The organism is Aquipseudomonas alcaligenes (genome assembly GCF_003205495.1).
Taxonomy (GTDB): domain Bacteria; phylum Pseudomonadota; class Gammaproteobacteria; order Pseudomonadales; family Pseudomonadaceae; genus Aquipseudomonas; species Aquipseudomonas alcaligenes_B.
In genome coordinates this window covers 14,647-39,034 of the sequence record NZ_QJRX01000010.1, presented here as the reverse complement: position 1 = coordinate 39,034, position 24,388 = coordinate 14,647, and the positions used below count along the sequence as shown (strand labels likewise).

The 24,388-nt window shown below is 67.5% G+C and carries 25 protein-coding genes; 14 read left to right on the top strand and 11 right to left on the bottom strand.

What is annotated here, in order from left to right:
- Position 1: 1 nt before the first annotated feature.
- From DMO17_RS17730 to mreB, 4 genes are all read right to left on the bottom strand, one after another.
- Complete coding sequence (locus DMO17_RS17730; protein WP_110683801.1) at positions 2 to 586, bottom strand: Maf family protein; 585 nt, start codon at positions 584 to 586, stop codon at positions 2 to 4.
- A 40-nt stretch (positions 587 to 626) separates the two neighbouring features.
- Positions 627 to 1,115: a rod shape-determining protein MreD gene (gene mreD / locus DMO17_RS17725; RefSeq protein WP_110683890.1), complete on the bottom strand. Its 489-nt coding sequence runs from the start codon at positions 1,113 to 1,115 to the stop codon at positions 627 to 629.
- On the bottom strand, positions 1,115 to 2,035 hold the full coding sequence (gene mreC, locus DMO17_RS17720) for a rod shape-determining protein MreC (protein WP_394335641.1): 921 nt from the start codon (positions 2,033 to 2,035) through the stop codon (positions 1,115 to 1,117). The genes mreD and mreC overlap by 1 nt, the downstream gene beginning before the upstream one ends.
- A gap of 135 nt (positions 2,036 to 2,170) precedes the next feature.
- The gene (mreB, locus tag DMO17_RS17715; protein ID WP_043309161.1) at positions 2,171 to 3,208 is read right to left on the bottom strand and encodes a rod shape-determining protein MreB; all 1,038 of its coding nucleotides are present in this window, start codon (positions 3,206 to 3,208) and stop codon (positions 2,171 to 2,173) included.
- Between the two features lie 209 nt (positions 3,209 to 3,417).
- Between mreB and gatC the strand changes: the two genes are divergently transcribed.
- The 6 genes from gatC (at position 3,418) to DMO17_RS17685 (ending at position 8,699) form a co-directional block, all read left to right on the top strand.
- The gene (gene gatC, locus DMO17_RS17710) at positions 3,418 to 3,705 is read left to right on the top strand and encodes an Asp-tRNA(Asn)/Glu-tRNA(Gln) amidotransferase subunit GatC (protein ID WP_110683800.1); all 288 of its coding nucleotides are present in this window, start codon (positions 3,418 to 3,420) and stop codon (positions 3,703 to 3,705) included.
- Between the two features lie 16 nt (positions 3,706 to 3,721).
- Positions 3,722 to 5,173 (top strand): Asp-tRNA(Asn)/Glu-tRNA(Gln) amidotransferase subunit GatA, encoded by a 1,452-nt coding sequence (gene gatA, locus DMO17_RS17705; protein WP_110683799.1) that lies wholly within the window; start codon positions 3,722 to 3,724, stop codon positions 5,171 to 5,173.
- Between the two features lie 11 nt (positions 5,174 to 5,184).
- Entirely contained in the window at positions 5,185 to 6,633 is a 1,449-nt protein-coding gene (gatB, locus tag DMO17_RS17700) for an Asp-tRNA(Asn)/Glu-tRNA(Gln) amidotransferase subunit GatB (protein WP_110683798.1), read from the top strand.
- A gap of 47 nt (positions 6,634 to 6,680) precedes the next feature.
- Complete coding sequence (locus DMO17_RS17695) at positions 6,681 to 7,133, top strand: septal ring lytic transglycosylase RlpA family protein (protein WP_110683797.1); 453 nt, start codon at positions 6,681 to 6,683, stop codon at positions 7,131 to 7,133.
- A gap of 80 nt (positions 7,134 to 7,213) precedes the next feature.
- Positions 7,214 to 8,299, top strand: a complete 1,086-nt coding sequence (locus DMO17_RS17690) for a calcium/sodium antiporter (protein WP_110683796.1) — start codon at positions 7,214 to 7,216, stop codon at positions 8,297 to 8,299.
- Positions 8,300 to 8,315: 16 nt separating this feature from the next.
- Complete coding sequence (locus tag DMO17_RS17685; RefSeq protein WP_110683795.1) at positions 8,316 to 8,699, top strand: carboxymuconolactone decarboxylase family protein; 384 nt, start codon at positions 8,316 to 8,318, stop codon at positions 8,697 to 8,699.
- Here the strand turns inward: DMO17_RS17685 and DMO17_RS17680 are convergent.
- The 3 genes from DMO17_RS17680 to DMO17_RS17670 all read right to left on the bottom strand — a co-directional run bounded on the left by DMO17_RS17680 (position 8,696) and on the right by DMO17_RS17670 (position 11,555).
- Entirely contained in the window at positions 8,696 to 9,625 is a 930-nt protein-coding gene (locus DMO17_RS17680) for an AEC family transporter (RefSeq protein ID WP_110683794.1), read from the bottom strand. The two genes, DMO17_RS17685 and DMO17_RS17680, sit on opposite strands and share 4 nt — an antisense overlap.
- A 111-nt stretch (positions 9,626 to 9,736) precedes the next feature.
- The gene (locus DMO17_RS17675) at positions 9,737 to 10,297 is read right to left on the bottom strand and encodes a response regulator transcription factor (protein ID WP_110683793.1); all 561 of its coding nucleotides are present in this window, start codon (positions 10,295 to 10,297) and stop codon (positions 9,737 to 9,739) included.
- Positions 10,290 to 11,555 (bottom strand): ATP-binding protein, encoded by a 1,266-nt coding sequence (locus DMO17_RS17670; RefSeq protein WP_110683888.1) that lies wholly within the window; start codon positions 11,553 to 11,555, stop codon positions 10,290 to 10,292. The genes DMO17_RS17675 and DMO17_RS17670 overlap by 8 nt, the downstream gene beginning before the upstream one ends.
- Positions 11,556 to 11,733: 178 nt before the next feature.
- Between DMO17_RS17670 and DMO17_RS17665 the strand changes: the two genes are divergently transcribed.
- The 7 genes from DMO17_RS17665 to DMO17_RS17635 all read left to right on the top strand — a co-directional run bounded on the left by DMO17_RS17665 (position 11,734) and on the right by DMO17_RS17635 (position 19,937).
- Positions 11,734 to 12,447, top strand: coding sequence for an SIMPL domain-containing protein (locus tag DMO17_RS17665; protein ID WP_110683792.1), 714 nt, complete (start codon positions 11,734 to 11,736; stop codon positions 12,445 to 12,447).
- Between the two features lie 210 nt (positions 12,448 to 12,657).
- On the top strand, positions 12,658 to 14,259 hold the full coding sequence (locus DMO17_RS17660; protein WP_110683791.1) for an ABC transporter substrate-binding protein: 1,602 nt from the start codon (positions 12,658 to 12,660) through the stop codon (positions 14,257 to 14,259).
- Positions 14,260 to 14,317: 58 nt separating this feature from the next.
- Positions 14,318 to 15,910: an ABC transporter substrate-binding protein gene (locus DMO17_RS17655; RefSeq protein WP_110683790.1), complete on the top strand. Its 1,593-nt coding sequence runs from the start codon at positions 14,318 to 14,320 to the stop codon at positions 15,908 to 15,910.
- A gap of 44 nt (positions 15,911 to 15,954) precedes the next feature.
- On the top strand, positions 15,955 to 16,965 hold the full coding sequence (locus DMO17_RS17650) for an ABC transporter permease subunit (protein ID WP_110683789.1): 1,011 nt from the start codon (positions 15,955 to 15,957) through the stop codon (positions 16,963 to 16,965).
- Between the two features lie 12 nt (positions 16,966 to 16,977).
- The gene (locus tag DMO17_RS17645) at positions 16,978 to 17,889 is read left to right on the top strand and encodes an ABC transporter permease subunit (RefSeq protein ID WP_110683788.1); all 912 of its coding nucleotides are present in this window, start codon (positions 16,978 to 16,980) and stop codon (positions 17,887 to 17,889) included.
- A 102-nt stretch (positions 17,890 to 17,991) separates the two neighbouring features.
- A complete protein-coding gene (locus DMO17_RS17640) occupies positions 17,992 to 18,966 on the top strand; it encodes an ABC transporter ATP-binding protein (RefSeq protein WP_110683787.1) in 975 nt (324 codons plus the stop codon).
- The gene (locus tag DMO17_RS17635; protein ID WP_110683786.1) at positions 18,966 to 19,937 is read left to right on the top strand and encodes a peptide ABC transporter ATP-binding protein; all 972 of its coding nucleotides are present in this window, start codon (positions 18,966 to 18,968) and stop codon (positions 19,935 to 19,937) included. The genes DMO17_RS17640 and DMO17_RS17635 overlap by 1 nt, the downstream gene beginning before the upstream one ends.
- A gap of 6 nt (positions 19,938 to 19,943) precedes the next feature.
- Here DMO17_RS17635 and DMO17_RS17630 read toward each other — a convergent pair whose 3' ends face one another.
- The gene (locus tag DMO17_RS17630; RefSeq protein WP_110683785.1) at positions 19,944 to 21,086 is read right to left on the bottom strand and encodes an ABC transporter substrate-binding protein; all 1,143 of its coding nucleotides are present in this window, start codon (positions 21,084 to 21,086) and stop codon (positions 19,944 to 19,946) included.
- A 360-nt stretch (positions 21,087 to 21,446) separates the two neighbouring features.
- On the opposite strand from DMO17_RS17630, the gene DMO17_RS17625 reads away from it, so the two are divergent.
- Positions 21,447 to 21,875, top strand: coding sequence for a heme utilization protein (locus DMO17_RS17625; RefSeq protein ID WP_110683784.1), 429 nt, complete (start codon positions 21,447 to 21,449; stop codon positions 21,873 to 21,875).
- Positions 21,876 to 21,971: 96 nt separating this feature from the next.
- On the opposite strand, the gene DMO17_RS17620 is transcribed toward DMO17_RS17625, so the two are convergent.
- From DMO17_RS17620 to DMO17_RS17610, 3 genes are read right to left on the bottom strand one after another with little or no spacing between them, the layout of a single operon-like run.
- Positions 21,972 to 22,892 carry a 5-oxoprolinase subunit C family protein gene (locus tag DMO17_RS17620; RefSeq protein WP_110683783.1) on the bottom strand — a complete coding sequence of 307 codons (921 nt, stop codon included), beginning with the start codon at positions 22,890 to 22,892 and terminating at the stop codon, positions 21,972 to 21,974.
- On the bottom strand, positions 22,889 to 23,563 hold the full coding sequence (gene pxpB / locus DMO17_RS17615; RefSeq protein ID WP_181418813.1) for a 5-oxoprolinase subunit PxpB: 675 nt from the start codon (positions 23,561 to 23,563) through the stop codon (positions 22,889 to 22,891). Before pxpB ends, DMO17_RS17620 begins: the two co-directional genes overlap by 4 nt.
- On the bottom strand, positions 23,560 to 24,303 hold the full coding sequence (locus DMO17_RS17610; protein WP_110683782.1) for a 5-oxoprolinase subunit PxpA: 744 nt from the start codon (positions 24,301 to 24,303) through the stop codon (positions 23,560 to 23,562). The genes pxpB and DMO17_RS17610 overlap by 4 nt, the downstream gene beginning before the upstream one ends.
- Positions 24,304 to 24,388: the final 85 nt, after the last annotated feature.

Sequence of the window (24,388 nt, the reverse complement as noted above, 5' to 3'; positions counted from 1 at the left end):
GTCAGACCTGCCAGCACGGAATCCCGAATTCGCCGAGCAGCTGCGCCGTCTCGCACAACGGCAGGCCGACCACGGCCGAGTAGCTGCCCTCGATCTGGCTGACGAACACCGCCGCCAGCCCCTGAATACCATAGCCACCGGCCTTGTCGCACGGCTCGCCGGTGGCCCAGTAGGCCTCCGCCTCGCCCGCGCGCAGGGCACGGAAGCTGACCCGACTGGCCACCACCCGCGACTCCAGGCGCCCGGCGGCGGCCAGCGCCACGGCGGTCAGCACCTGGTGCTCGCGACCGGACAACGCCGCTAGCATGGCCAGCGCCTCGGCACGATCCGCGGGCTTGCCGAGGATGCGCCCATCCAGCACCACGGCGGTGTCGGCCCCCAGCACCACCGCATCGACCGGTGCGCCTAGGGCCTGCAGGCCGGCCAGCGCCTTTTCCCGCGCCAGGCGCTCTACATAGCGCGTGGCCGGCTCGCCGGGCAATGCCGTTTCATCTATGGAGGCGATCAGCGTGGCGAAAGGCACGCCGATCTGCGCCAGCAGCTCGCGCCGGCGAGGGGAACCCGAGGCCAGGTGCAGCGTGGCCATGCAGACATCTCCCTGTCAGGGGTGGGGTGGGAAAGGCGCCTCAATGCACCGCGAAGCGCTGTTGCAGTCCCCGCAGGATGGCGAACACCCAGGGCCAGAGCAAGGCACTGATCAGCGCCGGCAGGACGAAGGTCAGGGTCGGCGGACGGTTGCCGGTCAGGGCGTTGAGCCACAGCTGCACCAGCTGGGCCAGGCCGAACACCACCAGCAGCACCAGGCTCTGCTGCCACATGGGGAACATCTGCAGGCGACGCTGCAGCGACAGCACCAGGAAGGTGATCAGCGTGAGGATCAGGGCGTTCTGCCCGAGCAGGGTGCCATTGAGCACATCCAGCACCAGGCCCAGGCTCCAGGCGCCGACCATGCCGATACGGTGCGGCACGGCCAGCACCCAGTAGGACAGGAACAGCGCCAGCCACAGCGGCCGGCCGACTTCCATGAACGGCAACAGGGGCGCCACGCTGAGCAGCAGGGCCAGCAGCAGGGTGGCCCAGATCACCCAGCCGTTGCGTGCCTTGAGCTGGACCATCATTGATTCTCCCGTTCGACGGCAGGCGCCGGTGCGGTCGCGGGCTGTGCCGGTGCGGTAGCGGCCGGCGGCGTCTCGGGCTTGACCTGAGCCTCGGCCTCGCGATCGGCGGCCTCCTGGGCCTCGGCGGCCTCGGTGGCGCGCTCCTCGGCGGTGCGCCCGTCAGTGAACACCAGCAGCATGTAGCGGCTGCGGTTGAGCGCCGCGGTGGGCACGGCGCGGACGATGGCAAAGGGCTGGCCGGAGTCGTGCACCACCTCGCTGACCGTGGCCACCGGATAGCCGGCCGGGAAACGCTGGCCCATGCCGGAGCTGACCAGCAGATCGCCTTCCTTGATGTCCGCCGTGTCGGCCACGTGGCGCAGCTCCAGGCGCTCCGGGTTGCCGCTGCCGGCGGCGATGGCGCGCAGGCCGTTGCGGTTCACCTGCACCGGGATGCTGTGGTTGGTGTCGGTGAGCAGCAGCACGCGGGCGGTGTAGGGCATCACCTCGACCACCTGGCCCATCAGGCCGCGGGCGTCGAGCACCGGCTGGCCGAGGAACACGCCGTCCTTCTCGCCCTTGTCGATCAGGATGCGGTGGGTGAAGGGGTTGGGGTCGATGCCGATCAGCTCGGTGACCAACACCTTCTCGTCCACCAGGGCGGCGGAATTGAGCAGCTCGCGCAGGCGCACGTTCTGCTCGGTGAGGGTGGCCAGCTTCTGCAGGCGCCCCTGCATCAGCAGGGCCTCGGCCTTGAGCTTCTCGTTCTCCGCCATCAGCTCGCTGCGGCTGGTGAACTGCTGGGTCAGCGCCTGCCACAGGGTCACCGGCAGGCGCGCCACCTGGTAAGCCGGCCCGGTGATCACTCCGAGCTTGGCACGCAGCGGCTGCAGCACCTCGAAACGCGCATCCACCACCATCAGCACGGCCGACAGCACGACCAGTACCAGCAGTCGTACGCCCAGCGATGGTCCCTTGGCAAATAGCGGTTTGATGGCAACTACTCCAGGCCGACAGCTAGAAAACACAAAGCCGGAAGGACCAGCTTCCGGCTTCGGCTTACCTCTTCAGCATCACTCGGTGGACAGCAGGTCCATGGAGTGACGGTCCATCATTTCCAGGGCACGACCGCCACCACGGGCCACGCAGGTCAGCGGGTCCTCGGCGACGATCACCGGCAGGCCGGTCTCCTGGGCCAGCAGCTTGTCCAGGTCGCGCAGCAGCGCGCCACCGCCGGTCAGCACCAGGCCGCGCTCGGCGATGTCGGAGGCCAGTTCCGGCGGCGACTGTTCCAGGGCGCTCTTGACCGCCTGGACGATGGTGGCCAGGGACTCCTGCAGAGCCTCCAGCACCTCGTTGGAGTTCAGGGTGAAGCTGCGCGGCACGCCCTCGGCCAGGTTGCGGCCGCGCACGTCGACTTCGCGCACTTCACCGCCGGCGTAGGCGGTGCCGATTTCCTGCTTGATGCGCTCGGCGGTGGATTCGCCGATCAGCGAACCGTAGTTGCGGCGCACGTAGGTGATGATGGCTTCGTCGAAGCGGTCGCCGCCAACGCGCACGGACTCGGCGTAGACCACGCCGTTCAGCGAGATCAGGGCGATCTCGGTAGTGCCGCCGCCGATGTCGACGACCATCGAGCCGCGGGCCTCTTCGACCGGCAGGCCGGCACCGATGGCGGCGGCCATCGGCTCTTCGATCAGGAACACTTCGCGAGCACCGGCGCCCAGGGCGGATTCACGGATGGCGCGGCGCTCGACCTGGGTCGACTTGCACGGCACGCAGATCAGCACGCGCGGCGACGGCTGCAGGAAGCTGTTCTCGTGCACCTTGTTGATGAAGTACTGCAGCATCTTCTCGCAGACGCTGAAGTCGGCGATCACGCCGTCCTTCATCGGGCGGATGGCGGAGATGTTGCCCGGGGTACGGCCGAGCATGCGCTTGGCCTCGGTGCCGACGGCAACCACGGATTTCTGGTTGCCACTGCTACGAATGGCGACCACGGACGGCTCGTTGAGGACGATACCGCGCTCGCGGACATAGATCAGGGTATTGGCAGTGCCCAGGTCGATCGACAGATCGCTGGAAAACATGCCACGCAGTTTCTTGAACATGGGGAGAGAACCCTAGACAGAGCGTGGTGAAAACGCTGGGTAAAAAAGTGCGGCAAACTCTATCAACGAGCGGCCTTTTGGGCAAGGCGCCAGATATGCTAAATTGCCTGCTTTTCCGGGCCTTGCAGCCCACAATTCGCGGCCTTTGACCGCCACATGCGGCATCCGTTCCCCGCCTGTTTCCACCGCTCGCTCCCTGGAGAATCACGATGGCGCTCGAACGCTCCGACGTGGAAAAGATCGCCCACCTGGCCCGCCTGGGCCTGAACGAAGGCGATATTCCGCAAACCACTGCGACCCTCAACAACATCCTCGGCCTGATCGACGCCATGCAGGCGGTCGACACCAGCGGCATCGAGCCCATGGCCCACCCGCTGGATGCCACCCAGCGCCTGCGCGCCGACGTTGTCACCGAAACAAATCAGCGCGACGCCTACCAAGCCATCGCCCCGGCCGTGGAAAGCGGCCTGTACCTCGTGCCGAAAGTCATCGAATAAAAGGAAAGGGTTCCCCATGCATCAACTGACCCTGGCTGAGATCGCCCGCGGCCTGAAGGACAAGACCTTCTCCTCCGTGGAGCTGACCGGCGCCCTGCTGGCGCGCATCGCCCAGCTCGACCCGAAACTGAACAGCTTCATCACCGTGACCGAAGAGCTGGCCCGTGCCCAGGCGCAAGCCGCCGACGCCCGCCGCGCGGCAGGCGAAGACGGCGCCCTGCTCGGCGCGCCGATCGGCCACAAGGACCTGTTCTGCACCCAGGGCGTACTGACCAGCTGCGCCTCGAAGATCCTCACCGGCTTCAAGGCACCGTACAACGCCACCGTGGTCGAGAAACTGGCCGCCGCCGGCACCGTGACCCTCGGCAAGCTGAACATGGACGAATTCGCCATGGGCTCGGCCAACGAATCCAGCCACTACGGCCCGGTGAAGAACCCCTGGGACCTGACCCGCGTGCCGGGCGGCTCCTCCGGCGGCTCCGCTGCTGCCGTGGCCGCGCGCCTGCTGCCCGCCGCCACCGGCACCGATACCGGCGGCTCGATCCGCCAGCCCGCCGCCTTCACCAACCTCACCGGGATCAAGCCCACCTACGGCCGCGTCTCCCGCTGGGGCATGATCGCCTACGCCTCCAGCCTCGACCAGGGCGGCCCGCTGGCCCGCACTGCCGAGGACTGCGCCCTGCTGCTGGGCGCCATGGCCGGCTTCGACCCGAAGGACAGCACCTGCGTCGACGCCCCGGTGGATGACTACCTGGCCGCCCTGAGCCAGCCGCTGGCCGGCCTGCGCATCGGCCTGCCCAAGGAATACTTCGGTGCCGGCCTCGACGCGCGCATCGGCGAGAAGGTCATGGCCGTGGTCGAGGAGCTGAAGAAGCTCGGCGCCACCGTCAAAGAGATTTCCCTGCCGAATATGCAGCACGCCATTCCCGCCTACTACGTGATCGCGCCGGCGGAAGCCAGCTCCAACCTGTCGCGCTTCGACGGCGTGCGTTTCGGCTACCGCTGCGAGAACCCGCAGAACCTCGAAGACCTGTACAAGCGCTCGCGTGGCGAAGGCTTCGGCGCGGAAGTGAAGCGGCGCATCATGGTCGGCACCTATGCGCTGTCCGCCGGCTACTACGACGCCTACTACATCAAGGCCCAGCAGATCCGCCGGCTGATCAAGAACGACTTCGTCGCCGCTTTCAACGAGGTCGACGTGATTCTCGGCCCGACCACGCCGAACCTGGCCTGGCAGATCGGCGCGAAGAACAACGACCCGGTCGCCGAGTACCTGGAAGACATCTACACCATCACCGCCAACCTCGCCGGCCTGCCGGGGCTGTCCATGCCCGCCGGCTTCGTCGACGGCCTGCCGGTCGGCGTGCAGCTGCTCGCCCCCTACTTCCAGGAAGGTCGCCTGCTCAACGTGGCGCACCAGTACCAGCAGGTAACTGACTGGCACCGCCAAGCCCCGACCGGATTCTGAGGACAACCGCAATGCAATGGGAAACCGTGATCGGGCTGGAAATCCACGCCCAGCTCAGCACCCAATCGAAGATCTTCTCCGGCAGCGCCACCACCTTCGGCGCCGAGCCCAACACCCAGGCCAGCCTGATCGACCTGGGCATGCCCGGCACCCTGCCGGTGCTGAATGCCGAGGCCGTGCGCATGGCCTGCAAGTTCGGCCTGGCGATCGACGCCGAGATCGCGCCGCAGAACGTCTTCGCCCGTAAGAACTACTTCTACCCGGACCTGCCCAAGGGCTACCAGACCAGCCAGATGGACCACCCCATCGTTGGCAAGGGCCACCTGGACATCACCCTGGATGACGGCACCGTCAAGCGCATCGGCATCACCCGCGCGCACCTGGAAGAGGACGCCGGCAAGAGCCTGCACGAAGACTTCCACGGCATGAGCGGCATCGACCTCAACCGCGCCGGCACGCCGCTGCTGGAGATCGTTTCCGAGCCGGACATCCGCAGCGCCAAGGAAGCGGTGGCCTATGTCAAGGCCATCCACGCACTGGTGCGTTACCTCGGCATCTGCGACGGCAACATGGCCGAGGGTTCGCTGCGCTGCGACTGCAACGTGTCCGTGCGCCCGAAAGGCCAGGAAGCCTTCGGCACCCGCGCCGAGATCAAGAACGTCAACTCCTTCCGCTTCATCGAGAAGGCGATCAACCACGAGATCCAGCGCCAGATCGAGCTGATCGAGGACGGCGGCAAGGTGGTGCAGGAAACCCGCCTGTACGATCCGAACAAGGACGAGACCCGCTCCATGCGTGGCAAGGAAGAAGCCAACGACTACCGTTACTTCCCCTGCCCCGACCTGCTGCCGGTGGTGGTCGAGCAGAGCTTCCTCGACGAGGTGCGCGCCGCCCTGCCGGAGCTGCCGAACCAGAAGCGCGAGCGCTTCCAGAACGACTACGGCCTGTCCGCCTATGACGCCAGCGTGCTCTCCGCCAGCCGCGAGATGGCCGACTACTTCGAAGCCGTGCAGAAGGCCTGCGGCGACGCCAAGCTGGCCGCCAACTGGGTGATGGGCGAGCTGTCCAGCCTGCTCAACAAGGACAACCTGGACATCGAGCAGTCGCCGGTTTCGGCCGAACAACTGGGCGGCATGATCCTGCGCATCAAGGACAACACCATCAGCGGCAAGATCGCCAAGATGGTGTTCGAAGCCCTGGCCGCCGGCGAAGGCGAATCCGCCGACGCAATCATCGAAGCCAAGGGCCTCAAGCAGGTCACCGACAGCGGCGCCATCGAGGCCATGCTGGATGAAGTGCTGGCGGCCAACGCCGAGCAGGTCGAGCAGTACCGCGCCGCCGACGAGGCCAAGCGCGGCAAGATGTTCGGCTTCTTCGTCGGCCAGGCGATGAAAGCCTCCAAGGGCAAGGCCAACCCCGGCCAGGTCAACGAGCTGCTGAAGAAGAAGCTCGAAAACTAAGAGCGCGACGCCGGGGCCACCCGGCGTTGCTTTTTCCGGGAGCCGCCATGCACAAGATCGCGACTTTCATCCTGCCCCTGGCCCTGCTGGCCGGCTGCGCCAGCCAGCCCGCCGTGCAGCCGGCGCAGGCACCCGCGCCGACGCCCAAAAGCGTGCCGGTGGTCAAGGCACCGGCACCGGTCGCCAAACCCAGGCCCGCCCCCAGCTACCAGGCCGTGGGCAAGGCTTCCTACTATGCCTCGCGCCACCATGGCCGGCGCACCGCCAGCGGCGAACGGCTGAACAACAACGCCTTCACCGCCGCCCACCGCGAGCTGCCGTTCGGCACCCGGGTCAAGGTCACCAACCTGAGCAACGAACGCTCGGTGGAGGTACGCATCACCGACCGCGGCCCGCACGGCCGTGGGCGCCTGATCGACCTGTCGCAGGCCGCCGCCAAACAGCTGGACATGCTGCGCGCCGGCGTGGTGCAGGTACGCGTGGAAAGCCTGGACGACTGAAGCAAGGCGCAACACTCAGGGGGCTGCACGCAACACCCGCGCTTGGCTATGCTCTGGCGATTTTGCGCAAGGAGCTCAGCATGACCCTGATGACTTTCGTCTACCTGATCGCCGGCCTGGTGCTGCTGGTGGCCGGCGCCGAGGTGCTGGTACGTGGTGCGGCCCGCCTGGCCGCCCAGTTCGGCATCCCGCCGCTGATCATCGGCCTCACCGTGGTGGCCTTCGGCACCAGCGCGCCGGAGACCGCCGTCAGCGTACAGGCCGCCCTGGACGGCAGCGGCGACTTGGCCATCGGCAACGTGGTCGGCAGCAATATCGCCAACGTCCTGCTGATCCTCGGCGTCACTGCCCTGGTCGCACCGCTGCTGGTGTCGCGCCAGCTGATCCGCCTCGACGTGCCGATCATGATCGGCGCCAGCCTGGTCACCTGGGCCCTGGCCTGGGACGGCAGCCTGAGCCGCCTGGACGGTGCCCTGCTGTTCGGCGGCATCCTCGCCTACACCGCCTTCCTGATCATCAGCAGCCGCCGCGAGAAGAAGGCGGAGGGTGTAGACGAATTCGAGGACGAGTATGGCCTGCACGAGACGCCCAAGCCCTATGCCTGGGCCATCAACGCGGCGCTGGTGATCGCCGGCCTGGCGCTGCTGGTCGGCGGTGCCAACTTCCTGGTCGAGGGTGCCGTGCAGCTGGCCCGCGCCCTGGGCATGTCGGAACTGGTGATCGGCCTGACCGTGGTCGCAGTGGGCACCTCGCTGCCGGAGCTGGCCACCTCGGTGATGGCGGCCTTCAAGGGCGAGCGTGACATCGCCGTGGGCAACATCGTCGGCAGCAACATCTTCAACCTGCTCTGCGTGCTGGGCCTGGCCTCGCTGGTATCGCCCAGCGCCATCCCGGTGGCCGCCAACGCCCTGGCCTTCGACTTCCCGGTGATGATCGCGGTGGCCATCGCCTGCCTGCCGATCTTCTTCAACGGCTATTCGATCAATCGCTGGGAAGGCGCCCTGTTCGTCGGCTACTACGCCCTGTACACCGCCTACCTGATCTTCAACAGCAGCGGCGCCCCCTGGCTCGGCGCCTTCCAGCAAGCCATGCTGACCTTCGTCCTGCCGCTCACCGCCGTGACCCTGGCGGTCATCGGCGCCCGCGCCTGGCATCGCCAGCGCTGAGCCACGGAGACCCGCAATGAACGACAACGCCAAAGCCGGCGAACAGGTGCGCCGCGAAGTGATGGGCGACGCCTTCGTCGACCGCGCCCTGCACAACGCCACCGACTTCACCCAGCCGCTGCAGGACTTCGTCAACCAGCACGCCTGGGGCGGCGTCTGGACCCGCGGCGTGCTGGAGCGCAAGACCCGCAGCCTGATCACCCTGGCCGCGCTGACCGCGCTGAAGTGCCCGCAGGAACTCAAGGGCCACGTGCGCGGCGCGCTGAACAGTGGCTGCAGCGTGGAGGAAATCCGCGAGGCCCTGCTGCATTGCGCCGTCTACGCCGGCGTGCCGGCGGCCATCGACGCGTTCCGCGCCGCCCAGGAAGTGGTAGATGCCTGGCAGGCCGAGCAGGCCTAGATCCAGCCCCCCCAGCGCAGCACGAACAGGCCGAGGTTGGTGGTGAACACCGCCGCCAGCGTGGTGATCACGATGATCGCCGCCGCCAGCTCGGCGTTGCCGCCGGCGGCCCTGGCCATGACGAAGCTGGCTGCCGCCGTGGGGCTGGCGAAGTAGAGGAAGAGAATCGCCAGCTCGGCATCGCGAAAGCCCAGGGCGAAGGCGCCGAGCGTGGCGAGGAGCGGGAGCCAGACCATCTTCAGCAGGCTGGCACCGATGGCCAGGCCGCTGCTGGCGCGCAGTGCGACCAGCGACAGGGTACCGCCGATGCAGAGCAGCGCCAGCGGCAGGGTCAGCTGCGCCAGGTACTCGCCGGAGGTGCTCAGCCAGGCCGGCAGGCGCACCTGCCAGTAGGCGAACGGAATGGCCGCCAGCACACCGAGGATCAGCGGATTGCGCAGGACGCCCACGAGGATGCTCCGGGCGCTGGCACGAGCGTTGGGGTTGTACACCTCCAGCACGATCACCGAGAGGGTGTTGTAGCTGAGGATCACCACGCCGCCGAGGATGCCGCCCAGCGACAGGCCGTAGTCGCCGTAAAGACTGGTAGCCAGGGCCAGGCCGATGATGCCGTTGTTGCCGCGAAACGCCCCTTGCACGTAGACCCCACGCTCGACCCGCGGCACGCGCAGGATGGCCCAGCCCCAGGCCAGCAGGAAGCCGAGCAGGGTGGCCAGCAGGAAGTAGCCGAGCAGCGCCGGCTGCAGCGCGGTCGACAGATCGGCATGCAGGATGGCGAGAAACAGCATGACCGGCATGCTGACGTTGAACACCAGGGCTGAGGCGGTGTGGATGAAGTGCGCGTCGATCAGCCCCAGGCGCCTGAGCACCACGCCGAGGAACAGCATGGCGAACACCGGGGCGGTGATGGCGAAAACGGCGAGCATGGCGGCCCCGACTGCTTGATCAGGCGGCAAATGATAACCGCGAGTGTCGGGAAAAATCCTTTCGCCAGGCTGTCAGCCGGGCGGCGCAGGAAGCGGCCGCCCGCGACGGACTCAGCGCCGTACCGGGCGTTTCTGCAGCTTGCGTTGCAGGGTGCGGCGGTGCATGCCCAGGGCGCGGGCGGTGGCGGAGATGTTGCCATCGTGCTCGGCCAGCACGCGCTGGATGTGCTCCCACTGCAGGCGATCCACCGACATCGGGTTTTCCGGCACCAGGGTGTTGAGGTCGGCATGCTCGGAGAGCAGCGCGGTGAGCACGTCGTCGGCGTCGGCCGGCTTGCACAGGTAGTTGGTGGCGCCGCGCTTGATCGCCTCCACGGCGGTGGCGATGCTGGAATAGCCGGTGAGGATCACCACGCGCATCTCGGCATCCAGCTCCAGCAGCTTGGGCAGCAGCACCAGGCCGGAGTCGCCCTCCATCTTCAGGTCGACCACGGCGTAGTCCGGCAGGTCTTCCTTGGCCAGGGCCAGGCCCTCCTCGGCCGAGTTGGCCACGCTGACGCGCAGGCCGCGACGGTCCATGGCGCGCGCCATCACGCGGGTGAAGGTGGCATCGTCATCCACCAGCAACAGGTGCGGCTGGTCTTCCTGCTCGATCGCTTGCTCGTCACTCATGTTCGTCTCCCGGGGACAGTCGAGGCAGGCGCAGTTCCGTCAGCGTCCCGCCCTCTTCGTGGTTGTACAGTTTCACCGAGCCGCCGGCCCGCGTCACGCTGGCCTGGCTGAGGAACAGGCCGAGGCCGAAGCCCTTGCCCTTGGTGGTGAAGAACGGCCGGCCGATCTGCTCGGCGATGGCCAGCGGCACACCGGCGCCGTGGTCGCGGATGTTCAGCCTGATCCACTGCTCGTCCCAGTCCAGGCGGATGTCGAGCTTGTCCGGACAGGCATCGGCGGCGTTGTTCAGCAGGTTGAGCAGGGCCTGGGTCAGGTCGGCCGGCGGCAGCAGGCGCGGCACACTGCCTCCGCCCAGGCACTGGAAGCGGTAGGTGGCCTCGGGGCGCATCAGGTGCCAGCGGTTCAGCGTCGCCTCCAGCCACTGCACGGCGGTCTGCTCGAACACCGCCTGGCGCCGGTCGGCCTCGGCGGCGCGTACCAGCTGCTGCAGGGTGTCCTTGCACAGCTTGACCTGCTCCTGCAGCAACGCCAGGTCATCCTGCAGGGCCGGCTTGTCGCGGTACTCCTGGCGCAGCTCCTTGAGCAGCACGCTCATGGTCGCCAGCGGCGTACCCAGCTCGTGGGCGGCGCCGGCGGCCTGGGTGGCCACGGCCAGCAGCTGCTGGTCGCGCATGCCCTCCTCGCGGCGCAGCGCCAGCAGCTCATCCTGGCGACGCAGGGCGCCGGCCATCTTGGCGGCGAAGAAGGTGATCAGCACCGCGGCCATGGCCACCGACAGCCACATGCCGTAGATCAGCAGGGACTCGCGCTGGGCCAGGGGAATGTCCAGCGGGTGCGGCCAGAACAGCAGCACGCTGTAGCCCGCCAGACCCAGGCCGCAGAGGGCCATGGTGTGCAGCCAGGGCAGGGTCGCCGCGGCGATGGTCAGCGGCACCAGGTAATAGGAGACGAAGGGGTTGGCCGGGCCGCCCGAGTAGTACAACAGCACGCTGTGGATCACCAGGTCACAGGCCAGCTGCACCGTATATTCCAGCTCGGTCACCGGCCAGGGCCCGCGCAGGCGCAGGGCGGTGAGCAGGCACAGGGCCAGGGAGATGCCCAGGGTAATGCACAGCGCCAGCCAGGGCAGCGGCACCAGCCCGGACAGGTAGGCGATGCCCACCGAGCCGCCCTGGGCGGCCAGCACCAGCAGGCGGATCAGGGTCAGACGCCAGAGGTTCTGCCGGCTGGCGGAGAGCAACTGGACGGGGGCGTAGATAGAGGTCGTCGGCATCCGCCGAGTATAACCAGAGCGCCGGGGTGGCCGTCTGCCTGCGGCAACCGGACGCAGCGCGAAGCGGCCGGCAACTGGAAAAAGAAAATCTGCGAACTGCCGTCAACCCGAATAGTCTGACAGCTTCGTCAACTTCAAGGACAACCACCCGCAAGGAGTTCCCATGCACGCACTCAACCGTCTCGCCGCCACCCTCGCCCTCGGCCTGGCCAGTCTCGCCAGCCTGCCGGCCCTGGCCGACGAGCCGCGCTACAACCAGATTTCGCTGCGCGCCGAGGTCAGCCAGGAAGTGGCCCACGACCGCATGTACGTCACCCTCTACACCGAGGCGCAGAACGACGACCCGGCCGAACTGGCCGCCGGCGTGACCAAGACCCTCAACGCCGCCATCGACAAGGCGCGCAAGGTGCAGGGCGTGAAGGTCAGCCTGGGCAGCCGCCACAGCTACCCGGTGTACGAGGACGAAGGCAGCAAGATCGGCGCCTGGCGCGAGCGCGCCGAGCTGCGCCTGGAAAGCGCCGAGTTCGCCCGCCTGGCGCAGCTGTCCGCCGACCTGCTGGGCGAGCTGAAGATGGCCGAGATGAACTTCGCCGTGGCCGAGGACAGCCGCAAGGCCAGCGAAGACCAGTTGATCAAGCAGGCAGTCACGGCCTTCAAGGCCCGCGCCCAGCTGGCCACCGAGGCCCTCGGCGGCAAGACCTACAAGCTGGTCAACCTCAACCTCAACAGCGGCGGCCTGCAGCCGGTGATGCCGATGCACGCCATGGCCATGGACCGCGGCAGCTTCAGCAAGAGCGAGGCCGCGCCGCAGATCGAGGCCGGCACCAGCAAGGTGAGCATGAGCGCCGATGGCATGATCGAGGTGCAGCTGCCCTGATGCGAAGCGCAGCGCCGTCACTGCCTGATGGCGCTGCGCCAGCTTTTCTGACCAGACTTTCAGATTTGCGACAAGCAGTTACAGCCTCGCCACAGCTTCTACACTGATCTGCGTTTCGCGCTTGATCACGGCATATGCCGTGCATAGCTTCACGCAAGGTGCCCACAAGGCACCCCTCACGATGACAACCACAACAAACATGAGGTCAACATGCGTAAAAACGCCGTCATCCAGGCTCTGCTCGCCGCTGGGCTGATCGCCAGCGCCCCCTTCGCCAGCGCCGCCAGCAACCTGGTGTTCTGCTCCGAAGGCAGCCCCGCCGGTTTCGACCCGGGCCAGTACACCACCGGCACCGACTTCGATGCCGTGGCCGAGACCATGTTCAACCGCCTGACCCAGTTCGAACGTGGCGGCACCGCCGTGGAGCCGGGCCTGGCCGAGAAGTGGGATGTCAGCGCCGATGGCCTCAGCTACACCTTCCACCTGCGCAAGGGTGTGAAGTTCCACTCGACCGAATTCTTCAAGCCGAGCCGCGAGTTCAACGCCGACGACGTGCTGTTCACCTTCGGCCGCATGCTCGACAAGGAACACCCGTTCCGCAAGGCCTACCCGGCCGAGTTCCCCTACTTCACCGACATGGGCATGGACGCCAACATCGCCAAGGTGGAGAAGCTCGACGACCATACCGTCAGGTTCACCCTCAACAGCGTCGATGCCGCCTTCATCCAGAACCTGGCGATGAGCTTCGCCTCGGTACACTCGGCCGAGTACGCCGAGCAGCTGCTCAAGGCCGGCAAGGCCGCCGACATCAACCAGAAGCCGGTCGGCACCGGCCCCTTCGTGTTCAAGCGCTACCAGAAGGACGCGCAGATCCGCTTCACCGGCAACCGGGAGTACTGGAAGCCGGAGGACGTGAAGATCGACAACCTGATCTTCGCCATCAACACCGACGCCTCGGTGCGCATGCAGAAACTCAAGAAGGGCGAGTGCCAGATCACCCTGCTGCCGCGCCCGGCCGACCTCGAGGGCCTGAAGCAGGACCCGAACCTCAACATGCCGTCGCAGCCGGGCTTCAACCTCGGCTACATCGCCTACAACGTCACCCACAAGCCGTTCGACCAGCTCGAGGTGCGCCAGGCGCTGGACATGGCGGTGAACAAGCAGGCGATCATCGACGCCGTGTACCAGGGCGCCGGCCAGCTGGCGGTGAACGGCATGCCGCCGACCCAGTGGTCCTACGACGACAGCATCAAGGACGCCGGCTACAACCCGGAGAAGGCCAAGGAGCTGCTCAAGGCCGCCGGCATCCAGGAAGGCACCGAGATCACTCTGTGGGCCATGCCGGTGCAGCGCCCGTACAACCCCAACGCCAAGCTGATGGCCGAGATGCTGCAGGCCGACTGGGCCAAGGTCGGCATCCAGGCCAAGATCGTCAGCTACGAATGGGGCGAGTACATCAAGCGCGCCAAGGGCGGCGAGCACGACGCCATGCTGATCGGCTGGAGCGGCGACAACGGTGACCCGGACAACTGGCTGGGCACCCTGTACGGCTGCGACGCGGTCGACGGCAACAACTTCTCCAAGTGGTGCGACGCCTCCTACGACACGCTGATCAAGCAGGCCAAGGCCAGCACCGACGTGGCCAAGCGTACCGAGCTGTACCAGCAGGCCCAGCACATCCTCAAGGCCCAGGTGCCGATCACCCCGATCGCCCACTCCACCGTGTACCAGCCGATGCGCAAGAACGTGCAGGACTTCAAGATCAGCCCGTTCGCGCTCAACTCCTTCTACGGCGTGAGCGTCGGCAAGTAAGCCGCACCGGGCGGAACCCCTGGGTTCCGCCCGTCCTCACCCGCAGAAGGAACGGTTCATGCGCAGTCTCCTCATGCTCCTGGCGCTCTGCGCCAGCCTGCCGGCGTTCGCCCAGCCGCAATCCCTGGTGGTCTGCTCCGAGGCCGCCCCGGAGGGCTTCGACATCGTCCAGTACACCGCCGCCAGCACCGCCGACGCCACGGCCGAGACGGTCTACGAGCGCCTGGTGCAGTTCGCCCCCGGCAGCACCCGCATCGTCCCGGCCCTGGCCGAGAGCTGGGAGATCAGCGCCGACGGCCTGAGCTACACCTTCACCCTGCGCAAGGGGGTGAAATTTCATCAGACGCCCTGGTTCAAGCCGAGCCGCGAGCTCAACGCCGACGACGTGCTGTGGAGCTTCCAGCGCCAGCGCGACAAGGACCATGACTGGCACGCACTGGCCCCGCGCGGCTACCCCTATTTCGAGGCCATGGGCTTCGCCGAGCTGATCGCCGAGATCGAGGCGCTCGACGAGCATCGCGTGCGCTTCACCCTGAAACACCCGCAGGCGCCCTTCCTCGCCGACCTGGCCATGGGCTTCACCTCCATCTATTCCGCCGAGTACGCCGAGCAGCTGCTCGACGCCAAGACGCCCGAGAAGCTCAACAGCCAGCCGATCGGCACCGGGCCCTTCGTCTTCGAGCGCTACGCCAAGGACGCCCAGGTGCGCTTCGCCGCCAATCCGCACTACTGGGGCGGCAAGCCGGCGCTGGAGCGCTTGCTGCTGGCCATCACCCCCGACCCCAACACGCGCATCCAGCAGATCAAGGCCGGCGCCTGCCAGGTCGCCCTGTTCCCGCGGCCGAGCGACGTGCCGGCGCTGCGCGAAAACAAGGACCTGCAGGTGCTGGAGCTGGACTCGCTGCTCACCGCCTATGTCGCCCTCAACACCCGGCACAAGCCACTGGACGACGTGCGCGTGCGCCAGGCCATCAACCTGGCCTTCGACCGCCAGGCCTATCTGCGCGCCCAGTACGGCGAGGGCAACGCCAGCCTGGCGGCGGCGCCCTACCCGGCCACCCTGCTCGGCCATGACGAGCGCCTGCAACCCTGGCCGCGCGACCTCGACAAGGCCCGCCGACTGTTGGCCGAGGCCGGCCACGCCCAGGGCCTGAAGCTGTCGATCTGGACCCGCCCCGGCGGCGGCCCGACCAACCCCAACCCGGGCATCGGCGCGCAGATGCTGCAGGCCGACCTGGCCGCCATCGGCATCGCCGCCGATATCCGCGTGTTCGAGTGGGGCGAGCTGATCAAGCGCGCCAAGAACGGCGAGCACGATCTGGTGTTCATGGGCTGGGCCGGCGACAACGGCGACCCGGACAACTTCCTCACCCCCAACCTGTCCTGCGCCGCCGCAGAGAGCGGCGAGAACCAGGCGGGCTGGTGTCACCCCGAGTTCGACCAGCTGATCCGCGAGGCCCGCCGGGTCGCCGCGCCAGAGCGCCGCGCCGCGCTGTACCGCGAGGCGCTGGCGATCTTCCACCAGCAGGCACCCTGGATCGCCCTCGCCCATCCCAGGCAGTTCGCCGTGCTGCGCAAGGATGTCGAGGGCTTCGTGCTCAGCCCGTTGGGCTCGAACAACTTCGCCCGCGTGAGGCGGACACAACCCTAAGCCCCACCAGGGCACCACCCGAAGCTGCGGAGTACCACCACGCAATGCTGTCCTTTATCGCCAGACGCCTGGGGCTGCTGATCCCCACCTTCTTCGGCGTCACCCTGCTGACCTTCGCGCTGATCCGCCTGATCCCCGGCGACCCCGTGGAAGTGATGATGGGCGAGCGCCGCGTCGACCCCGAAATGCACGCCGAGGCCATGCACCGCCTGGGCCTGGACAAGCCGCTGCCGGCCCAGTACCTGGACTACATCGGCAAGCTGGCCCAGGGCGACCTCGGCGAATCCCTGCGCACCCGCGAGGGCGTGTGGGAGGAATTTCTCACCCTGTTCCCGGCGACCCTGGAGCTGTCCCTGGCCGCCCTGCTGTTCGCCGGCACCATGGGCGTGATCGCCGGGGTGATCGCCGCGCTCAAGCGCGGCTCGCTGTTCGATCACGGGGTGATGGGCATATCGCTGGCCGGCTACTCGATGCCGATCTTCTGGTGGGGCCTGCTGCTGATCATGTTCTTCTCGGTGTACCTGGGCTGGACACCGGTGTCCGGGCGCATCGACCTGCTCTACGACATCGAGCCGGTCACAGGCTTCATGCTGATCGACACCCTGCTCAGCGAAGAGGAAGGCGCCTTCCAGGACGCCCTGATGCACCTGATCCTGCCGGCCGTGGTGCTCGGCACCATCCCCCTGGCGGTGATCGCGCGCATGACCCGCTCGGCCATGCTCGAAGTGCTGCGCGAGGACTACATCCGCACCGCCCGCGCCAAGGGCCTGTCGCCGGCCCGCGTGGTGTTCGTGCATGGCCTGCGCAACGCGCTGATCCCGGTGCTCACCGTGTTCGGCCTGCAGGTCGGCAGCCTGCTGGCCGGCGCCGTGCTGACCGAGACCATCTTCTCCTGGCCGGGCATCGGCAAATGGCTGATCGAGGCCATCGGCGCCCGCGACTACCCGGTGGTGCAGAACGGCATCCTGCTGATCGCCTGCCTGGTGATTCTGGTCAACTTCGTCGTGGACGTGCTCTACGGCCTGGTTAACCCACGCATTCGCCATCAGCGCTAAGGAGGCCCGCACATGACTCAAGCCAACGCTGCACTGGTCTCCGACCAGGCGCTGCTCTACCCCTCGCCGCTCAAGGAGTTCTGGCAGGCCTTCGCCCACAACAAGGGTGCCGTCGCCGGTCTGCTGTTCATGCTGCTGATCCTGTTCTGCGCGCTTTTCGCGCCCTGGGTCGCGCCCTTCGACCCCAGCGAACAGTTCCGCGATGCCCTGCTCACCCCACCGTCCTGGCTGGAAGGGGGGCAGGCGCGCTTCCTGCTCGGCACCGACGAGCTGGGCCGCGACCTGCTCTCGCGGCTGATCCACGGCGCGCGCCTGTCGCTGCTGATCGGCCTGGCCTCGGTGCTGCTGTCGCTGATCCCCGGCATCCTCCTGGGCCTGGTCGCCGGCTTCTTCCCGCGCCTGCTCGGCCCCTCGATCATGCGCCTGATGGACATCATGCTGGCCCTGCCCTCGCTGCTGCTGGCCGTGGCCATCGTCGCCATCCTCGGCCCGGGGCTGATCAACACGGTGATCGCCATCGCCATCGTCTCGCTGCCGTCTTATGTGCGCCTGACCCGCGCCGCGGTAATGGGCGAGCTGGGCCGCGACTACGTCACCGCCGCCAGGCTGGCCGGCGCCAGCCTGCCGCGGCTGATGTTCGTCACCGTGCTGCCCAACTGCATGGCGCCGCTGATCGTCCAGGCCACCCTGAGCTTCTCCTCGGCCATCCTCGACGCGGCGGCCCTGGGCTTCCTCGGCCTCGGCGTGCAACCGCCGACACCCGAGTGGGGCACCATGCTGGCCTCGGCGCGCGACTACATCGAACGCGCCTGGTGGGTGGTGTCGCTGCCGGGGCTGACCATTTTGCTCAGCGTGCTGGCGATCAACCTGATGGGCGACGGGCTGCGCGATGCGCTCGACCCGAAACTGAAGAATGCGCAGTAAGGAGCCCGCCATGACCATGTATGTAGCCCGGATGCCATCCGGGAATACCTCCGAGCTGGCCCACCCCGGATTGCATCCGGGCTACGAATCGGAGGCAGCCCTATGAGCCTGCTCGACATCCGCAACCTGTCCGTGCGCTTCGGTGCGGCCGATGCCATCCCCGTGGTCGACGGCCTCGACCTGTCGGTGGACAAGGGCGAGGTATTGGCCATCGTCGGCGAATCCGGCTCCGGCAAGTCGGTGACCATGATGGCGCTGATGGGCCTGATCGACGCCCCTGGCATCGTGCGCGCCGACAGCCTGCGCTTCGACGACCACGACATGCTCACCCTCAAGGGCCGGCAGCGCCGCCGCGTGGTGGGCAAGGACCTGGCCATGGTGTTCCAGGACCCGATGACCGCGCTCAACCCCAGCTACACGGTCGGTTTCCAGATCGAGGAAGTGCTGCGCCAGCACCTCGGCCTCAAGGGCAAGGCCGCCCGCGTGCGCGCCCTGCAGCTGCTGGAACGGGTGGAAATCCCCGGCGCCGCCAGCCGTCTCGACGCCTACCCGCACCAGCTGTCCGGCGGCATGAGCCAGCGCGTGGCCATCGCCATGGCCATCGCCGCCGAGCCCAAGCTGCTGATCGCCGACGAACCGACCACGGCACTGGACGTGACCATCCAGGCGCAGATCATGGACCTGCTGCTCGACCTGCAGCGCAGCGAGGGCATGGGCCTGGTGCTGATCACCCACGACCTGGCCGTGGTCGCCGAAACCGCCCAGCGCGTGTGCGTGATGTACGCCGGGCAAGCGGTGGAGATCGGCAGCGTGCCGACCCTGTTCGATGCGCCGACCCATCCCTACACCGAGGCGCTGCTCAAAGCCATTCCCGAGCACAGCCTGGGAGCCGAACGCCTGGCCACCCTGCCCGGCATCGTGCCCGGCCGTTACGACCGCCCCGCCGGCTGTCTGCTGTCGCCGCGCTGTCCCTATGCCCAACCGCACTGCCGCGAGCAGCGCCCTGCGCTGGAAGCGCACGTGCGCGGCGCGGTGCGCTGCTTCTACCCCCTCAACCTGACCGCGGAGGTGGCCTGATGAGCATCGTCCTCGAAGCCCGCGAGCTGACCCGCCACTACGAAATCTCCCGCGGCCTGTTCAAGCCCAATGCCCTGGTGCGCGCGCTGAATGGCGTGTCGTTCTCACTGGAGGCCGGCAAGACCCTGGCGGTGGTCGGCGAGTCCGGCTGCGGCAAGTCGACCCTGGCCCGCGCCCTGACCCTGATCGAAGAGCCCAGCACCGGCAGCCTGCAGATCGCCGGGCAGGAAGTGGCCAGTGCCGACAAGGCCCAACGCAAGCAGCTGCGCCGCGACGTGCAGATGGTGTTCCAGAACCCCTACGCCTCGCTCAACCCGCGGCAGAAGATCGGCGACCAGCTGGCCGAGCCGCTGCTGATCAACACCAGTCTGTCGCGCGCCGAACGCCGCGAACGGGTGCAGAGCATGATGCAGCAGGTCGGCCTGCGCCCCGAGCATTACCAGCGCTACCCACACATGTTCTCCGGCGGCCAGCGCCAACGCATCGCCCTGGCCCGCGCCATGATGCTGCAACCCAAGGTACTGGTGGCGGACGAGCCGACCTCGGCGCTGGACGTATCGATCCAGGCCCAGGTGCTCAACCTCTTCATGGACCTGCAGGAGCAGTACCAGACCGGCTACGTGTTCATCTCGCACAACCTGGCGGTGGTGCGCCACGTGGCCGACGACGTGCTGGTGATGTACCTCGGTCGCCCGGCCGAGATGGGCCTGGCGGAACTGATCTACGCGCGGCCGCTGCACCCCTACACCCGCGCCCTGCTCTCGGCCACCCCAGCGATCCACCCGGACCCGAGCAAGCCGAAGATCAAGATCGCCGGCGAGCTGCCCAACCCGCTCGACCCGCCGCCCGGCTGCGCTTTCCACAAGCGCTGCCCGCACGCCAGTGAGCGCTGTCGCACGGAAGTGCCGGAGCTACGCCTGATCGACGCGCGCCAGGTGGCCTGCCACCACGCCGAAGAGATCGCGAACTGAGGCTGCTCAGGGCCGGATACGCACCGGTACCGCCTTGCCCTGCTCGATGCGGGTCAGGAACACGGCATCGGAGCCCTGGTGGTCATTGGGCCCAAAGGTGACACGGAAGCCGCCCAGATCGATGTCCAGGGTGGACAGTTCCTTGACCAGGCGCGCCCGGGTCGGCTGTGGCCCGGCGCGGCGCAACGCCTCGACCAGCACGGCTGCATTGATATAGCCCTCGAGCGAGGTGTAGCCCATGGGGCTGCCGGCCATGGCTGCCCGGTAGTCACGCACCAGCGGCAGGGAAACATCCTCGGGCGAGGGCACTACCTGGGAGATCAGCACGTCCTCGGCCAGCGGGCCCGCTTCGGCGATGAGGTTGTCGGTACCGACAAAGGACACTGTGAAGAAACGCGCCGCCATGTTCCTGGCCCGCGCCTCGCGAATGGCCGCAGCCAGCTGCTTGTAGGTACCGACGAAGAAGATCGCTTGGGGCTGTACCCCGCGCAGATGCTCCATGGCATCGCCGATCTCCAGCGAATTGCGCAGGAAACGCGCCTCGGCCTCGAGCTTCAGGCCGCGCAAGTGCAAAGCCCCCGCCAGCCCACTCTTGGCCGTTTCGCCGAAGGAGTCGTCCTGCATCAGCAAGGCAATGCGGCGCAGGCCCAGCACCTCGGTCATGTAGTTGGCCAGCACCTCGGTTTCGGCGAAATAGGAGGCGCGTACGTTGAATACCCAGGGGTGCACAGGGTGACGCAGCACTTCGGCGCCGGTAAAGGGGAACAGGTAGGGCACCCCCGCCTCCAGCACCGCCGGCATGGCCGCACGCGAGGTCGGCGTGCCGACGTAACCGAGCAGGGCGAACACGCTGCCGGAGCCGATCAGCTCCCGGGTCAGATCGGCCGTGCGCCTGGGCTCGTAGCCATCGTCGCGGACCAGCAGACTCAGGCGACGCCCATGCACGCCGCCTGCGGCATTGGTGCGAATCAGATAGGCCTGGACACCGTCGCGGACGCCCTGCCCCAGCCCGGCAGCCGGTCCGCTCTGCGCATTGACCATGCCCAGGCGCAGCTCACCGGCATCGACGCCCGGCTCGGCCAAAACCTGGCCATTGCCAAGCAGTGCACTACAGATGGCCAGCCAGGCCATCAGCCGTCGCAACATCATCGAACCCCCACATCACGGCCGTTCTTATTGTTCGGGCTGTTTCACACCCAGTTTCAAGTCCTCGACAAGAGCTTAGCGTTATCGGCCGGCAACGGAGGTTCCATAGCAAACGGCGTAGACAGGCGAGTAGAGACAAGGCAATTACATCTATGAATTAGATAATTTAAATCAACACTGAATACCCATGAAAATCACCGATGAAAGCCAAATTTTTATATAAATACTTTTAAAAACAAGAAGATAACCAATCATCAAGCTTGTCGATATCCATCATTGTCACTCTCGACTTTTTAATCGAATTTACCTGGGTAACATGGACCCCGTAGTCAACATTCAGCCCCAAATACGGAGCCACCCAAAATGAAAAAGCAGATCCTCACCGCCCTTCTCCTCTCCACCTTTGCCGCCAGCGGCATCACCTTCGCCGCCGATGGCTTCGACCGCACTGGCAGCTACATCGCCGAAGACGGCTTCAGCCGTACCGGCAGTGCCGTGGCCGCAGACGGCTCGGAGCGTGTCGGCGACAAGATCGCCGCCGATGGCTTCGATCGCACCGGCAGCTACATCGCCGAAGACGGCTTCGACAGCACCGGTAGCGCCGTGGCCGAAGATGGTTCCGAACGTGTCGGTGACAAGATCGCCGCCGATGGTTTCGACCGCACCGGCAGCTACATCGCCGAAGACGGCTTCGACAGCACCGGTAGCGCCGTGGCCGAAGACGGTTCCGAACGCGTCGGTGACAAGATCGCCGCCGATGGTTTCGACCGCACTGGCAGCAGCATCGCCTGAGCAACCAGCATGGAGTCGGGAGCCAGCAAGCAATGACGTGTGCACAGCTCGCAAGCCAGAAGGCGCCCACCGTGGCGCCTTCGCCTTTTCTGGGGCTCAGCCTCTGAAGAAGCGGTAGAACTGGCGCAGATCGGCCTGCGCGTCGCTCACGCTGACCTGGGTGAAGCGCAGCGGCTGCTGCGCCGGGCATTGCGCCAGGCGCCACTGGTCCAGCGGGTGCAGCCAGCCGAGGATGGGGTAGCCGCCCATGGTCTGGCGGTCGGCCTGCAGGATGATCGGCTGGCCATCCGGCGGCACCTGGATCGCGCCGCGACTCACGCCCAGAGACCATTGCCGAGCGGGCGGCCGCAGTGGCTCGCCGAGCAGGCGCGCCCCCATGCGGTCGGACTGCGGGGCGAGCTGCCAGACCTGCTCGAAAAAGGTGGCCAGCGCGGGCTCGCTGAACGCCACCGCATCACCGCCGGTGATCACCCGCAGCAGGGGCGCGGCCCGGTAGTCCGGGCGATAGGGCCAGGGCACGCTGGCGGCACGGGCAAAGGTCCCGCCGGCGCAGGCCAGCAGATCGCCCTCGACCAGCGCGGCGCCCGCGCCATCGAGCCCGCCCAGCCCCTCGCGCACCTGCGTGCTGATACTGCCCAGCACCGGCTCGGCGGCGAAGCCTCCGGCCGCCGCCAGGTAGAGGTACTGGCCGCTAGCGGCGAAGCCGATCTTCAGGCACTGCCCCGCCCTCAGGGCGAAGCGCGACCAGTTCGGCACAACCCGGCCATCGACTTCGACCCGGGCCTCGGCACCGGCCAGCGCCAGCCACACCTCGGCCTCGGCGCACAGCTCCACGCCGCCCAGGGCGATCTCCAGCAGCGGCGTGCCCCAGGCATTGCCCAGCAAGCGATTGGCCCAGGCCGCGGCATGGCCGTCCTGCACACCGCTGGGCGACACCCCCAGGTGCTGCCACCCGACGCGCCCCGCATCCTGCAGCAGGCTCAGCGGCCCCGGCCTGAGCACACGCAGCCCGCTCATGTGCCGAGCTCGCGGTGATAGCGCGCTTCGTCGATCGGCACGAAGCGCACGCGGTCGCCCAGGGCCAGCGGGCAGGGCGGCGTGCGCCGCACATCGAACAGCTTCCAGGGACAGAGACCGAGCAGGTGCCAGCCACCGGGCGAGGCCTGGGGATAAATAGCGGTCTGGCGCTCGGCGATGGCCAGGCTGCCGGCCGACACCAGGGTGCGCGGCGTGGCCCTCCGTGGCAGGGCCAGGCGCTCGTGCAGCTCGCCGAGATAGGCGAAGCCCGGAGCGAAACCGATGGCGCCGACCCGGTACTCGCCGGCGCTGTGCAGTTCGATGACCTCGGCGATGGACAGCCCACAGGCCTGCGCCACACCGGCCAGGTCCGCGCCGGCGTACCACACCGGGATCTCGTGCAGGCGCCCGGCAACGGCCGGCGCGCGGTCGCGCAGCCAGGCCTCCAGCAGCGGCGCCAGGCGTTCGGCCAACTGCAGGTGGTCAGTACGCAGCAAGTCATAGTGCAGCAGCAAGGTGGTCCAGCCCGGCACCAGATCGGTGAGCAGCTCGCCCAGCTCCAGGTGAATGCGCTCGGCCAGGGCGGCGATACGCAGCGGCAAGTCGGCATCCGGCGCCTCGGCCAGCACCAGCAGCAGCGCTTCGGCGCCGGCTGGCTCCAGTCGGATCACAGCGCGTCCAGCTGGGCCCGCAGGCGGCGCAGCACGGCCAGCGACTCGGCGTTGTCGCCGTGCACGCAGAGGCTGTCGGCGCGCAGCCGCAGGGGCTTGCCGTCGATATCGGCGAAGGGTTCGCCGGCGGCGATGGCCAGCGCCTGGTCGAGGATGCGCTGCGGCTCGTGGTGCACGGCACCGGCCAGGCGCCGCGGCGCCAGCTGGCCGTCGGCCAGGTAGGCGCGGTCGGCGAAGGCCTCGAACAGCAGCGGTACGCCGGCCGCTTCGGCCAGGCGACGTTCGCGGCCATTGTCGGCCAGCGCCAGCACCATCAGCGGCAGGTCGGGGCGGTAGGCGGCGCAGGCAGCCAGCACGGCAATCAGCAGTGCATCGTCGCGCACCAGGTCGTTGTACAGCGCGCCGTGTGGCTTGACATAGGCCAGCTGGGTGCCGGCCGCGCGACAGAAGGCATCCAGCGCGCCGAGCTGGTAGAGCACCAGGGCCGTGACCTCTTCCGGGGAACAGGACAGATGGCGGCGACCGAAGCCCTGCAGGTCGGGGTAGGACGGATGCGCGCCGATGCTCACCCCGTGCTGCACCGCCAGCGTCACGCTGCGCTGCATGATCAGTGGGTCGCCGGCGTGGAAGCCGCAAGCCAGGTTGGCCTGGTCGACCAGCGGCATGGCGTGTTCGTCGTCGCCCATGCGCCAGGCGCCGAAGCTTTCGCCCATGTCGCAGTTGAGGAGGATTCTGTTCATCTGTCGGTTATGGCCAATAAAGGCGACGAGTGCAACCACCGCTCCCACATAAACAAAACCCCGCCGGGGCGGGGTTCGTTCAGTG